At 68.7% G+C, this 13,681-nt stretch carries 10 protein-coding genes; 4 read left to right on the top strand and 6 right to left on the bottom strand.

The window, feature by feature from the left end; translation table 11 throughout:
• Positions 1–28: 28 nt before the first annotated feature.
• Complete coding sequence (locus AB0I34_RS14590; protein WP_360445039.1) at positions 29–1,486, top strand: LLM class flavin-dependent oxidoreductase; 1,458 nt, start codon at positions 29–31, stop codon at positions 1,484–1,486.
• On the opposite strand, the gene AB0I34_RS14585 is transcribed toward AB0I34_RS14590, so the two are convergent.
• From AB0I34_RS14585 to AB0I34_RS14575, 3 genes are read right to left on the bottom strand one after another with little or no spacing between them, the layout of a single operon-like run.
• Complete coding sequence (locus AB0I34_RS14585) at positions 1,469–2,872, bottom strand: mycothione reductase (protein ID WP_360445037.1); 1,404 nt, start codon at positions 2,870–2,872, stop codon at positions 1,469–1,471. The genes AB0I34_RS14590 and AB0I34_RS14585 overlap by 18 nt on opposite strands.
• Before the next feature lie 36 nt (positions 2,873–2,908).
• Positions 2,909–4,273, bottom strand: a complete 1,365-nt coding sequence (locus AB0I34_RS14580) for an MFS transporter (RefSeq protein WP_360445035.1) — start codon at positions 4,271–4,273, stop codon at positions 2,909–2,911.
• Entirely contained in the window at positions 4,270–4,719 is a 450-nt protein-coding gene (locus AB0I34_RS14575; RefSeq protein WP_131518819.1) for a MarR family transcriptional regulator, read from the bottom strand. The genes AB0I34_RS14580 and AB0I34_RS14575 overlap by 4 nt, the downstream gene beginning before the upstream one ends.
• Before the next feature lie 101 nt (positions 4,720–4,820).
• On the opposite strand from AB0I34_RS14575, the gene AB0I34_RS14570 reads away from it, so the two are divergent.
• The gene (locus tag AB0I34_RS14570) at positions 4,821–5,900 is read left to right on the top strand and encodes a hypothetical protein (RefSeq protein ID WP_360445033.1); all 1,080 of its coding nucleotides are present in this window, start codon (positions 4,821–4,823) and stop codon (positions 5,898–5,900) included.
• Positions 5,901–6,627: 727 nt separating this feature from the next.
• Here AB0I34_RS14570 and AB0I34_RS14565 read toward each other — a convergent pair.
• On the bottom strand, positions 6,628–8,676 hold the full coding sequence (locus AB0I34_RS14565) for an alpha/beta fold hydrolase (RefSeq protein ID WP_360445031.1): 2,049 nt from the start codon (positions 8,674–8,676) through the stop codon (positions 6,628–6,630).
• A 192-nt stretch (positions 8,677–8,868) separates the two neighbouring features.
• Positions 8,869–10,341, bottom strand: coding sequence for an NCS2 family permease (locus AB0I34_RS14560; RefSeq protein ID WP_360445029.1), 1,473 nt, complete (start codon positions 10,339–10,341; stop codon positions 8,869–8,871).
• 96 nt (positions 10,342–10,437) lie between these two features.
• On the opposite strand from AB0I34_RS14560, the gene AB0I34_RS14555 reads away from it, so the two are divergent.
• Positions 10,438–10,749, top strand: a complete 312-nt coding sequence (locus tag AB0I34_RS14555; protein ID WP_360445028.1) for a DUF2530 domain-containing protein — start codon at positions 10,438–10,440, stop codon at positions 10,747–10,749.
• A 39-nt stretch (positions 10,750–10,788) separates the two neighbouring features.
• Here the strand turns inward: AB0I34_RS14555 and AB0I34_RS14550 are convergent, their stop codons facing one another.
• The gene (locus AB0I34_RS14550; protein ID WP_360445026.1) at positions 10,789–11,616 is read right to left on the bottom strand and encodes a DUF3027 domain-containing protein; all 828 of its coding nucleotides are present in this window, start codon (positions 11,614–11,616) and stop codon (positions 10,789–10,791) included.
• Positions 11,617–11,700: 84 nt separating this feature from the next.
• On the opposite strand from AB0I34_RS14550, the gene AB0I34_RS14545 reads away from it, so the two are divergent.
• Positions 11,701–13,644, top strand: coding sequence for an MFS transporter (locus AB0I34_RS14545; protein WP_360445024.1), 1,944 nt, complete (start codon positions 11,701–11,703; stop codon positions 13,642–13,644).
• Positions 13,645–13,681 lie beyond the last annotated feature (37 nt).

The following is a 13,681-nucleotide window of genomic DNA, read 5'->3' as shown; positions in this document are numbered from 1 at the left end:
AAGCCTATCGGTGGTGGAAACTGCTTTTGTGGAAGAACTGAAACTGCCGTCGCCGTGTGTGGTGATTCTGGTTGGGGCGGGGGCGTCGGGGAAGTCGACGTGGGCGACGGAGCGGTTCGCGGACGGACTGATCGTGTCGAGTGATCGGCTGCGGGCGCTGGTCGGGGCCGGGGAGGACGATCTCGCGGCGAGCGCGGACGCGTTCGCGTTGCTGGAAGAAGTGGTCCGGCAGCGGATCGGGCGGCAGCTGACGACGGTGATCGACACGCTGGGCCTGGACAAGGAACGGCGGCTGCGGTGGCTCGAGTTGGCTCGTGCAGCCGGGATGCCTTGTGTCGCGGTCGGTTTCGACACCCCGGCCGCTGAGTGCCGGCGCCGGAACCGCGAACGGCTGAAGCGCATCCCCGCCGATGTACTCACAAGCCAATTGCGCTCGTGGACGGCCGTGAAGAAGGAGCTTCCTCTCGAGGGGTACGACGACGTGCTGCAGCCGACCGTCGTCCGCGTCGTACCGGAGGCGTTCGTGGACGCGGGAGCCGCAGCCGCGCGCCAGTCGGAGGCTCCGGCGGGGCTGCGATTCGGACTGCAGTTGAGCAGCTACACGCACAAGGCCGGACGGGCTGGGACGGCCGAGTGGATCCGGGATGTCGCAGGCCGGGCCGAGGCGGCCGGGTTCGACGCGATCTATGTGATGGACCACTTCCGGCAGATCCCGCAGGTGGGGCGGGCCTGGGACGACTTTCTGGAGAGCTGGACGACGCTCGGCTATCTGGCTGCCTGTACGACGCGGATGCGGTTGGGGACCTTGGTCTCGGGGATCACCTATCGCAACGTCGCGCATCTGGGGAAGATCGCGGCGACGCTCGACGTACTGAGTGGCGGGCGGGCCGTTTGCGGCGTCGGGCTCGCGTGGTTCGAGGCCGAGCACAAGGCGTACGGGTGGACGTTTCCGCCGGTGGCCGAGCGGTATGCGCTGCTCGAGGACACGGTGCAGTTGCTGCCGGTTCTCTGGGGACCAGGCAACAAACCGTTCCACGGCAAGGTGCTCGACGTACCGGACACCACGTGTTATCCGCGGCCACTGCAGGAGCATCTGCCGGTGCTGGTCGGCGGCAGCGGACGCCGGACGCTGCGGTTGGCGGCGCGGTACGCGGACGCGGTCAACGTGTTCGGCGATGCCACCGCTGTCCGTGAGCACGCCGGCTACCTTCGCGAACTGACAGACCGCCCGATCGAGGTCACGCATCTGTCCACAACCCTTGTGGGTAAGGATTCCCGGACCGTTGACGACCTGGTCGAACGACTCCGGCCACGCAACCAGAACCCGGCCCGCTACGCGGCCTCGGTCAACGCCGGCACGGTCGACGACCAGATCGGCCGCTTCCGCGAACTGTCCGAGGCCGGTGCGGCCGAGGTGATGATCAGCCTCCCCGACCTCGACACCCTGGACACGGTCGGCGAGGTGATCTCAGCCTTTCGGCCGTAGCTCCAGATGCAGCAGTGCGTTCTCGATCAGCTCGGACATCGCCGGGTGGATCCAGTACTGGTTCCGGGCCATCGAATAGGCGTCCAGGCCGAAGCTCATCGCCTGGATGACGGGCTGGATCACCGAGGACGCCTGCGGGCCGATGATGTGGCAGCCGATGATCTGGCCGGACTTCGGGTCGGCGAGGATCTTGGCGAACCCGCTGGTGTCCTCCATCGCCCAGCCGTACGCGATGTCGGCGTAGTTCTCGCGGCCGACGACGTACTCGATGCCGCGCTCGCGAGCCTCCTCCTCGGTCAGGCCGACGGACGCGATCTGCGGCGAGCTGAAGACAGCGTGCGGGACGAAGCGGTGGTCGGCCGTGATCCGGTCGGTGGGGTTGAGCAGGTTGTGCTTCACCACGCGCGCCTCGTGATTCGCGACGTGCTTCAGCTGGTGCGGCGTGGTCACGTCGCCGAGCGCGTAGATGCCGTCGACGGTGGTCTGCTGGTACTCGTCGACGACGACCCGGCCCTCGTGGTCGACCTCGACGCCGGTGGCATCCAGGTCCAGTACGTCCGAGTTCGGCGTACGGCCGACGGCGATCAGGAGCTCATCGACCTCGATTTTGTCGGCGCCGTCCGGGTACAGCGTCCGGATCAGGATCGACCCGTCGTCGTTGCGGGCCACCCCGATCGTCTCGTGGTCGAGGCGTACGTCGTACTTGCCGCGGGCGAGCTCGGTGAAGCGCTGGGCGATGTCGGCGTCCTCGTGGCGCAGCAGCAGGTCCGACCGGGCGATCAGCGTGACGTCGACGCCGTACGACGAGAAAATGTGGGCGAACTCGGCGGCGACGAAACCGCTGCCGATGATGCCGAGCCGGCGCGGCAGCTTCTCCAGCCGCATGATCGTGTTCGACGTGTGGTAGCCGGTCTCCTCGAGGCCGGGGATGAACGGGATGATCGGCCGGCTGCCGGCCGCGAGCACGTACCGGTCGGCCGTGATCACGCTGGTCCGGCCGTCCTTGCCGTCGACCGTCAGCTCCTTGGTACCGCTGAACCGGCCGGTGCCGTCGTACACGGTGATGTTGGCGTTGTCGGCGTGGTGGTGCCGGTACTCCGAGCCGGACGCGGCGATCGGGTCGATCCGGTCGAAGATCCGGTCCCGGACCTCCGGCCAGCGCACCCCGATCAGCTCCTCGTCGACGCCGTACCGGGAACTGATCGACGGGGTGGCGGCCAGGTCGGCGGTGTGCACGAACATCTTGGTGGGGATGCAGCCCACGTTCAGGCAGGTCCCGCCGAACGTGCCACGCTCGACGATCGCCACCTTCCAGTCCGCGAACCGCCGGTTCACGATCGTGTTGCCGGAGCCGGTCCCGATAATCACCAGGTCGTAATGGGTCACACCCCATTGTGCCCCTGTGACCCCAGCTCCCGTTCGTCAGGCGACGCGGGGACCCAGCTCCTTGGCGTCGTCGAGGGGCTCGGACTTCAACCCACTGACGACCTCGGTCTGCGGGCCGGCGTCCACCACGGCCTTCTCGCCGAGGAGCTCGGTCTGCGGCAGGACCTCCAGCCGCGGGCGGGGCAGCAGTCGCGGCCGGATCGCGAGTCCGCGTCGGCGGGAGAAGTACAGCACCGATCCGACCGTGCCCAGCACCGTCAGTCCGCCGCCGACGATCAGCGTGTAGCGGGCCCCGAACTCCTGGCCGACCCAGCCGATGAACGGCGACCCGAGCGGCGAACCGCCCATCAGGACCGTCATGTAGAGCGCCATCACCCGGCCGCGCATGCTGGGCTCGATACCGAGCTGCATGGTCGCGTTCGCCGAGGTCAGCATGGTCAGCGAAGCCAGCCCGACCAGCGGCAGCACGAGCGCGAAGGTCAGGTACGTCGGCATCAGCGCGCTGATGATCTCGAAGGCACCGAAGGCGAGTGCGGCGCCGATCACCAGGCGAGCCCGGATCCGGACCCGGCGGGCCGCCAGCAAAGCACCGGACAGCGAGCCGATCGCGAGCACCGAGCCGAGGATGCCGTACTCCCCCGCACCCTTGTGGAACACCTGGGTCGCCATCAGCGCCGAGGTCAGCTGGAAGTTCAGGCCGAAGGTGCCCGCGAAGAACACCGCGACCAGCACCATCATCAGGTCCGGCCGGCGCCACAGGTAGCGCATGCCGTCGCGGATCATGCCCTTCTCCCGGCCCGCGGGAGCGGGTGTGTGCAGCTCGTGGACCCGCATCAGGCGCAGCGACAGGATCACGGCCGCGTAGGTGAAGCCGTTGATCAGGATGACCGGACCGGTGCCGATCCAGTTGATCAGCAGGCCGGCCAGCGCCGGGCCGAGCAGCCGGGCCGCGTTGAAGGACGCCGAGTTCAGCCCGACGGCGTTGGACAGCTCTTCGCGGCCGACCATCTCGACCACGAAGGACTGCCGGGTCGGAGCGTCGAAGGCAGTGCCGACGCCGAACAGCAGGGCCAGCAGGTACACGTGCCAGGGCTGGACGACCCCGGCGATGGTGAGGCTGCCGAGGACCAGGGCGACGGAGGCCATCGCGATCTGGGTGCACGTCAGCACCGTCCGCTTCGGGAAGCGGTCGGCGACGAGGCCGGCGTACGGGCCGAGCAGCAGGGCGGGCAGGAACTGCAGTCCGGTGACGATGCCGAGCGCCGTACCGGAATGGGTCAGCTCCAGGACCAGCCAGTCCTGGGCGACCCGCTGCATCCAGGTGCCGACGTTCGAGACGATCGCACCGGAGGCGTAGAGACGGAAGTTACGGACTTTGAACGCGCGGAAGGTCGGACTCATGTAGCCGCCAGGCGTTCGAGAACAGGGGCTGCTTTGCGCAGGATGTCGCGCTCCTCGTGGGTCAGTTGCTTGAGCTTGGTCTGCAGCCACTCGTCGCGGCGTCGCCGGTTGGCGTGGATGAGCTCGCCGGCCTTCGCCGTCAGTTCGACCATGATCTGGCGCTTGTCGGTCGGATGCGGGCGGCGGACGACCAGGCCCGCCTCCTCCATGTTGGTCACGATCCGCGTCATCGACGGCGGCTTGACCTGCTCATGGGCAGCCAGCTCACCGATCGTCATCGCCTCGTGCTTGGACAACGCGCCGAGCACGCTGAGCTGGTTGGCGCTGAGGTCGTGACCGGGCTCGCGCTGCCGCCGGATCTGCCGGGACAGGCGCAGGGTCGACGACCGCAGGGCACTCGCCAGCCCGACGTCACTCTTCACCTGCTGTGCTACGACTTCGGGCATACCGTTACCTTAACTCATTACCTTTGCTAAAGAAAACGCATTACCGTCCGATGCTATTCCCGGTCACCCGGTGACGCCGCAGGGCACTAGAGTTCGCGGGCATGGGGACGAGTGCTGAGCTGGCGCGGTTCGAGCAACGGTTCCGGCGGGCCGGGCTGCCGTTGTTCATCGAAGACTTCTCGCCGACCCACGACATCTTCACCCGGGCCACGCCGCTGCTGGTGCTGGTGTTCCTCGCCGAGGTGCTCGGGGCGACCTCGCTGCAGTGGCCGGTCTGGGTGAACGTGCTCGCGGCGCTGGGCGCCATGCTGGTGCTGATCGCCGGATTCGGCCTGCTGAACGGCGTCCGCGGCCGCCCGTTCTGGTCGCTGCCGACCCGGTTCGGCGTACCCGAGCTGGCTGTCTTCGTCCTGCTCCCGGCCCTGTTGCCCGTGGTCACCCAGGGCCAGTTCCGCCAGTTCTTCGGCGTTGCCATCGGCAACCTTCTGCTGATCGGCGTGGTGTACGTCGTGATCGGCTACGGGCTGATCGGGACGATCTTCTGGAGCCTGCGCCGGCTCGCGAGCGAGCTGGCGAACTCGGTGGCCAGCCTGGTCCGGGCGCTGCCGTTGCTGCTGGTGTTCTCGCTGGTGCTGTTCGTGAACACGGAGATGTGGCAGGTGTTCGCCGGGATGCCGGTCGCGTTCATCGTCGTCTCGGTGGTCGCCTTCACCGTGCTGAGCACGTTGTTCCTGCTGATCCGCCTGCCCAGAGAGGTGGACGCGATCGAGCGTGACGCCGGCTCCGGTCCGCCGCTGCGCCGGATCCAGCGGATGAACATCAGCATCAGCCTGGTCATCCGGCAATGGATGCAGGCGCTGGTGGTGAGCGCCGGCGTCGGACTCTTCTTCGTCGCCTTCGGCATGCTCGCGATCAGCGAGCACATCTACGAGCAGTGGGGCATCACCCCCGGCTCCTGGTCGTACCGCATCGATCTGCTGGATCACCAGATGCTGATCAGCCAAGCGCTGGTGAAGGTTGCCATCGGCATCGCCAACTTCACTGGGCTGTACTACTCCATCGCGCTGCTGACCGACTCGACGTACCGGACCGAGTTCCTCGACCACGTCAGCACCGAACTGCGTGAGCTGTTCGCCGCGCGGGCCGAGTACCTCGAGTTGCGGCGTACGACGGCCACCTAGGTGTACTCGGCCAGGACATCGGTCACAGGCGGCGGCGCAGCCGGATAACCCTCGACCGATCGGTTCTGCCCGCCTCGAAGGCCAGAGTGGGGAGTTTTACACGCCGAATCCGCCGAATCCGGTGCACTACGCCTCCCCTGTCCCGGTTCAGACGCGGTTTGACCGCGCGGGTTGGGCTGGGCCCGGGATGTCAGCTGGACTGGACAGTGTGCAGATCGACAGGTAGTGCACCGGCGATACACCGTACGCGCGGGCGCCTTCAGGCCCAGGCGCACTACGGGCCGCCGGACACCTCCTGTCCAAACTGGCCACCTCCCGGTCTCGGCGGCTCAGGACCCGCTGACACGCCTGTGCGGTCGGTCACTTTGGTCCTGGCCGTCGCCCACGGCCTCGATCCCACCCGCCGCACCGCGGGTCGGAAGCGGATCGAACGGGACCTGACCAACGCGCCAGAGCCGGCTCGAACCCGCTGGAGCGGATCTGTGCCACTCACCAACCAGACACCGCCCCTGCCGGCCACGCTCAGACCTGCGCCGGTGATGCCCCGACCGAAGGGTTGGTGAGTGCCTCAGGTCCACCAACAATCCGGACACACCGGCCCCGACACCACAAGGACCAGTCACCCACACAAGCGACACAAGAGCCGATTTTCATGTCCGCGGACACCACATCCTGTCCGCGGTCCCCAGATCCTGTCAGCTGTCACCAACGTCCTGGCCGGGCAGACCTAGAGGCCGAGGGACTCCTTCAGGAAACGCAGTTCGTGGTGCATCAGTCCTTCCAGGGTCGCCGCGTCGGTGGGCATGTGGGTGGCCCCGGCCAGCGGCAGCACCTGATGCTGACGGCCGGCCGCGAGCAATGCGGCCGACAGTCGCAGGGTGTGGGCGGCAACCACGTTGTCGTCGGCCAGACCATGCACCAGCAGCAGAGGACGACGGAGATCGGCCGCGTAGGTGAGCAGTGACGAGCGATCGTAGATCTCGGGGTTCTCATCGGGATGTCCCAGGAACCGCTCGCGCCAATGCGTGTCGTACATCCGCGAGTCGCTCGGGGGAGCGCCGGCGATCGCCGCATGGAAGACATCCGGCCGCCGGAGGACGGCGGCCGCGGCGAGCAGGCCGCCGTAGCTCCAGCCCCGCATGGCGACCTTGGTCAGATCGAGGGCGCCGGTCTGCTCCGCGACGGAGCGCAACGCCGTCACCTGATCCTCGAGCGGAGCCGTCATGGTGTCGAGATGGACCCACTTCTCCCACGCCGGACCGCGTCCCGGCGTACCCCGGCCGTCGGCGATGATCACGGCGAACCCGGCTTCGGCGTACCACTGAGCAGTGGCGAACCACCCACCGGTGACCCGCACCGCAAGCTGCCCGGCGGAACCGCCGTACGGCGACATCAGGACCGGCAGCGGTGCGTCGCCGGGCTGATGCCAAGACGGCAGCAGGAGCGCGGTCCGCAGCTGCAGTTCGCCGGCCTGCAACCAGGTGATCCGCGGGGTGAGCACTGGCTTGGCGTTGAGCGCACTGATCGCTCGGTCCGGTCGGCCGTCCCTCCGCGCGACGAACGATCGGCCGGACTCGGTGTTGGAGACCACCAGGAGCGCACCGGGGACGCGGCTTCCGGTGTGAATGCCTGCGCCTTCGCTCAGCTGATGCAGCCCGGTCTCGTCGTACAGCCAGAGGTGGCACTCGGTCGGCTCGTCGTTCGCTTCGAAGAGGACCACCTCGCCTGAGACATCCAGGACGGCGCGAACCTGCAGACCATCTGGGGTGACCGCTTCTCCACCGACCAATAGACGCCGGGTCTCTCCCGCATCCTCGGTGTGGACGAGGCGGCCCGATTCGGTGCGTGCCGGGGTTCCGGCGATGAGCTCGACCCAGGCGGGATCACGCTGCTCGTGCACGAGGTGCGTCTCGCCGGTGTCCGGGTCGGCCGCTCGTACCTGCAGCGTGCGTTGGTCGCGCGACTGCACACCGATCAGCGGCCCGTGCGAGTCCCATCCGGCCGAAGTCAGATACTCGTACGCCGCCCTGTCCCACCGCAGCTCGACGCCGCCGGAGCCCTCCAGTCGGCGCTGGGTGCCCGAACCGCTCGGGTCGTCCAACGAGCGCTGGGTGCCCGGGCCGCCGGACACGTCGAAGGCGTGCAGGGTGACGAGGGCGTTCGGCGTACCGGCAGAGGGGTAGGCGATCTCGCGGGGCTGCCGGCCAGGGTTGGCCGGGTCCGCGATCCACCAGCGCTGGACCGGGGTCTGGTCGACCCTTGCCGCCAGCAACCGGGTGCCGTCGGGAGACCACCAGTGGCCGCGGTTCCGCGGCATCGACTCCGCGGCAACGTGCTCGGGGAGGCCCCAGGCGACCTCGGGGTCCGGGTCCGCGGCCAGTTGCTGATCGTTGCCGGTAGCAAGCTCCACCACGTGCAGCGCACGGCCCGTCACGTACGCGACTCGGCGGCCGGTCGGGTCGATGCGCGGATCGACGACCGGTCCCGCGGTCGGCACAACTACCGGCCGGCAATCAGTGCTGTCGAGGTCGAGCTGGTACAGGTCGCCCTTCACCGCAAAGGCGACCTGGCGGACCGCACGGTCGGTCGAGTACGCGACGACGCCGGCGGTGCGCTCGCGACTCCGCTCCCGACGGATCATTTCGGCCTCGGGCACCGGCCCGTCGTCGCCGAGGTTCTCCGGCGCGACCAGGAGATGCTCCTGACCGTCGTTCAGATCGAGCAACCAGAGGCAACCGGCCCGCTCCTCCGGCCCACGGGTCCGAAGGAAGAGCACACGCTCTCCGTCCGGAGCCAGCGTGAACGCACGAGGCAGACCAAGCGTGAACCGACCAGTACGAGCAGACTGTGCAGGAAACGCCTCAACAGGATCCACTCCCGGACACTACGCCGCCACCAGCTCAGCCCATCGTCGACCCACGCCGATCCACCCGCACTCGATCGTCTGGCGCGGCGACAACGGCCTGGGCTAGGTGAGCCAGTCGCTGAGGGGGCCGATCGCGAAGTACACGACGAACAGCGCCGACACGATCCACATCAGCGGGTGAATGTCGCGCGTCCTGCCCCGGACCAGCTTCAGGATGACGTACGCCACGAAGCCCGCGCCGATGCCGGCCGTGATCGAGTACGTGAACGGCATCAGGATGATGGTCAGGAACGCCGGGAACGCGATGTCGAAGTCATCGAAGTTGATCCCCTTCACCTGGGCCATCATCAGGAACCCGACCAGGATCAACGCCGGCGTCGCCGCTTCGTACGGCACCAGCGTGACCAGCGGCGCGACCACCATCGAGATCAGGAAGCAGATCCCGGTCACCACGCTCGCCAGCCCGGTCCGGGCTCCTTCACCGACACCGGACGCCGACTCGATGTACGACGTGTTGCTCGAGACCGAGGCGGCGCCACCGGCCGCGGCCGCGACGCTGTCGACGACCAGGATGCGCTGCGCGTTCGGCGGGTTGCCCTGCTTGTCGAGCAGCCCGGCCTCGGCGCCGATCGCGGTCATCGTGCCCATCGTGTCGAAGAAGTCGGCCAGCATCAGCGTGAAGATCAGCAGCAGTGCGGAGATCACGCCGACCCGCTCGAACGACCCGAACAGGCTGAACTCGCCGATCGTGTCGAAGTTCGGTCTGGTGAACCAGTCGTCCGGCAGCTTCGGGACGCTCAGGCCCCAGCCGCCCGGGTTCTTGTCGCTGCGGGCACCGATCCCGGCGATCGCCTCGATCACGAGCGACAACGCGGTCGCGCCCAGGATGCCGATCAGGATGGCGCCTTTCACCTTGCGCGCGTACAGCGTGACGATCAGGATCAGGCCGAACACGAAGACCAGCACCGGCCAACCCCGAAGGTTGCCGGCGACACCGAGCTCGACCGGCGGCCCGGTCAGTGCCGCCGGGCGACGGACGAAGCCCGCATCGATGAAGCCGATGAACGCGATGAACAGGCCGATACCGACGCTGATCGCGACCTTCAGCTGCAGTGGCACCGCCTCGAACACCGCCTTGCGGAACCCGGTCAGCACCAGGACCAGGATGATCAGGCCCTCCCACACCACCAGGCCCATCGCGTCGGCCCAGGTCATCTTGGTCGCGACCGAGAACGCGATGAACGCGTTCAGGCCGAGGCCGGTGGCCAGCGCGAGCGGGAAGTTCGCCACCACGCCCATCAGGATCGTGACCACGCCGGCGACCAGCGCGGTGGCGACCGCGATCTTGGCGATCGAGGCCGCCGTACTGGTGCCACCACCGACGAGCTGGCCGTCGCCGTCCTGCACCGTGCCGATGATCAGCGGGTTCAGCACCACGATGTAGGCCATGGTGAAGAACGTGACCAGCCCGCCACGGATCTCCCGGCTGAGGGTGGATCCACGTTGGCTGATCTTGAAGTACGAGTCGACGACATTCGATCCGGAGCGGGCCGTCGTGGCCTGGGGCGAGCTCATGCCCGCATCGTGCCAGTTCCTGCCCACCTGTTGCGAGCACTGACGCAAAACTGTTCCGCTGCCGGTGGCTGGGGTGGTGGGTACTAAGGTAGAGCCGTGTCAGACGAACGGGAGGCGTCGAAGAAGCGGAACGACCCCACGAGCCAGCTCGCCCGCGGCGAACTGGTCCACGCCGAGGTGAAACCGCTCGACCTGTCCGGCATCCCCAGCGTCATCGTCGGGATCATCGCCTGGGCGGTCGCGTTCGTCGTCGTCCTGATCTTCCGCGACGAGCTCAAAGAAGACGGCCTCGAATGGTGGCTCTGGGTCACCGTCGCCGGCTTCGGCCTCGGTCTCATCGGCCTCTGGTACTGCCGCCGCCGCTGGGCCGCCATCCAAGCCGGCCACCGCCCAGAACACGAGGACTAGAAACCACCACCACAGGGCACCGCGAGTGCCTCGTGGCCTTTACTTGAGTTCGTCGTCCGATTCTGGTTCGGCGGCGGCCTCGACCTCGGACTGGACGGCGTCGGCTAGTTCGAGGGTGTCGTAGCCAGTGGTGTCGAAGGCGTGTTCGGCGGACGGTTGGTCCGGGAGATCGATGACCGCGTCGGAGTGGGCGCCGCAGCCGTAGTCGTACGCGACGACGCGGCCCTCGCCCGGGGCCATCTCGTTCGCGCAGATGCCGAAGGCTTGGCCGAGGCTGTCGGCCAGGCGGATCCAGTAGCCGCACGAGTGGCACTTGTACGGGACGGCCTGCGCGATCGGCGCGCTCGGGCCGAAGTCACCGGCGTACCAGCGCTCGGCCGCTTCCTCACGACCGAACGGCGAGAGCACGCGCTCCCGGCCCAGGCCGAGTTCGTCGACGACTGCGCGTACGTCGTCCGGGGCGCCGGTGTCGGTGAAGCCGGCCTCGAGGCGCGGGTCGTCGGCGTGGGTCGGGAACAGGTCGCCGGGGCGCAGGTCGCCCGGCTGGACGCGCTCGGACCACGGCACCCACTCCGGCGCGACGACTGCCGCGTCGCCGGGGAGCATGACGACCTCATTGACCGTGACCGTCTTCGCCCTGGAGGCGCGGGTCACCGTGACCGCCCACCGCCAGCCCCGGTAGCCCGGGTGGGTGGAGGCGAAGTAGTGGGTGACGAGGCGCTCACCCTCGACCGAATGACCGAGGTACTCCCCGACCTGCGCAGTACCGGCCTCGTCGATCGCCGCCTCACGGGCAGGGTCGACCGCCGCGACACTGATCGCGTCGGCCTTGGCACGCACCGGTTCCGGAGTTCTGACGGGAGTCACAATCGCCCATTCTCGCACGGCCGAGGCGGTCTTCCGAACGCGCCGTGACTACGGTCTGTCCCCTGCAGGAGGCAGGATGGTTCCATGCACAGCCCAGACCCCGCCGACCCGAAGTCGACGCCCGGCGGAAAGCCCGCCGGCGAGCGACCGACCGGCGGGCAGCCGAGGGGCGCAAAGCCGGCCGGTGGGCAATCGACCGGCGGGCAATCGACGGGCGGACAGTCGGCGGCGGGGAAATCGCCCGGTGATCGGTTCAGCGACGCGCGGGACAAGCTGGGCACTGCGAGCAAGAAGGTCGGCCACGCCTCGAAGGTCGGCGCGACCGGGTTCGCGTCCGCGTCGAAGAAGACAGCAGCCGTGGGTGGCAAGGTCGGCCGGGCCACCGGCCGCCGGATCCGCGGACTGACGGGCGCTCAGGGCGCCCGCGAATCGGGTCTGTCCCGGCTGATCGAGCTGGGCGCGGTCAACGCGGCCGGTGACACCGCGTTCGCGGTCTCGCTGGCGGGGACCGTGTTCTTCACCGTGCCGAGCGACCAGGCCCGCGACCGTGTCGCCTTGTTCCTGCTGCTGACGATGGCGCCGTTCGCCCTGATGGCACCGCTGATCGGACCGATCCTGGACCGGTTCCGCCACGGCCGCCGCTGGGCGATCGGAGCGACGCTCGGTCTGCGCGGCTTCCTGGTCTGGAGCCTCGCCGCGTCGATGACCGGCTCGGGCTCGGCCTGGCTCTACCCGGCCGCACTCGGTTGCCTGGTCGCGTCCAAGGCGTACGGCGTGACCCGCGCCTCCGCCGTACCGCGGCTGCTGCCGAAGGAGATCACGCTCGTCACGGCCAACTCCCGGATCTCGCTGGCCGGTGTCGTGGGCGCGACCGTCGGCGCGGTCATCGCGGGAGCGTTCGCCGCGATCGGGCCGCAGTGGTCGCTGCGCTGGGCCGCGGTCGTGTACACGATCGGCCTGATCCTCGCGATCCGGCTGCCCAGCGAGGTCGACTCCCCCGCGGACGAGGAGATCACCGGTACGGCGGGGCGCGACGCGCGGCGCAGGGCGATCACCGCGGCGGTGGCACGCGGCATCCGATGCAACCTCGGACTCCGGTTCGTGTCCGGCTTCCTCACCATGTATCTGGCCTTCCTGCTCCGGGACAAGCCGATCAGTGGGGTCGACGGCGCGATCGCGGTCGCCGCGGTGATCGCCGCGGCCGGAATCGGCAACAGCCTCGGCACCCTGAGCGGATCGTTGCTCAAGGCACGAAAACCCGAGGTGGTCGTGCTGGTGGTGCTGATCGTGGACGCGACGCTCGCGGTCGCGGTGGCGGTGCTGTACGGGTTCCCGAGCCTCATCGCACTCGGCCTGATCGCGGGTCTGTGCAGCTCGCTCGGGAAGCTGTCGCTGGACGCGATGATCCAGCGCGACGTCGCGGAGTCCGTTCGTACGTCAGTCTTCGCACGCTCGGAGACTGTGTTGCAACTGGCCTGGGTGATCGGTGGCGGCTGCGGCATCGTGCTGCCCCTGATCCCGCGGCTCGGCTTCGGCTTCCTGGCAGTTGTCCTGCTCGCCGTGGTCTTCCTGGTCATCCGGATGAAGCCGTCGAAGCCACTACCCACCGGCCTGCGGGCCGAGGGCGGACCAGGTCACAGGCCCGGCGGCGGCGAGCCGCACCGGCGGTCCGGCGATGCGCCGCGTCGGGCGGGCGACGCGGAGTCCGAGCATCCGACCAGTACGAGCCGCACGATCATGACCACCAGCGTCGCCGAGCAGCGTGCGAACCGCGCCCAGCGCTCCGGCCGGTACGACGAGCCGACGGTGGAGCTCAGGACCGAGGACCAGAAGCCGCCTGGTGGTGGGCAAGGGGGTGGCGGGGAGCAGCCGGTCGGGCGCTGGTGGAGTGGGCAGAAGGACGACGAGGACGAGGACACGCTCGAGGATCAGGCCCGGTGGGCCGAGGAGCCGACCGTCGAACGGCAGCCCGAGCAGGACCCGCGCTTCTTCAAACGCCGCCCCGGCGGGCGCCGCCCACCCCGCTGAAACGGCCCGGCGGACCTCCAAGCCATCACAATCTCGT

It is taken from the genome of Kribbella sp. NPDC050281 (assembly GCF_040655855.1).
Classification (GTDB): Bacteria; Actinomycetota; Actinomycetes; order Propionibacteriales; family Kribbellaceae; genus Kribbella.
The sequence above is the reverse complement of the archived record's forward strand: the minus strand, read 5'-3'. Positions and strand labels throughout refer to the sequence as shown.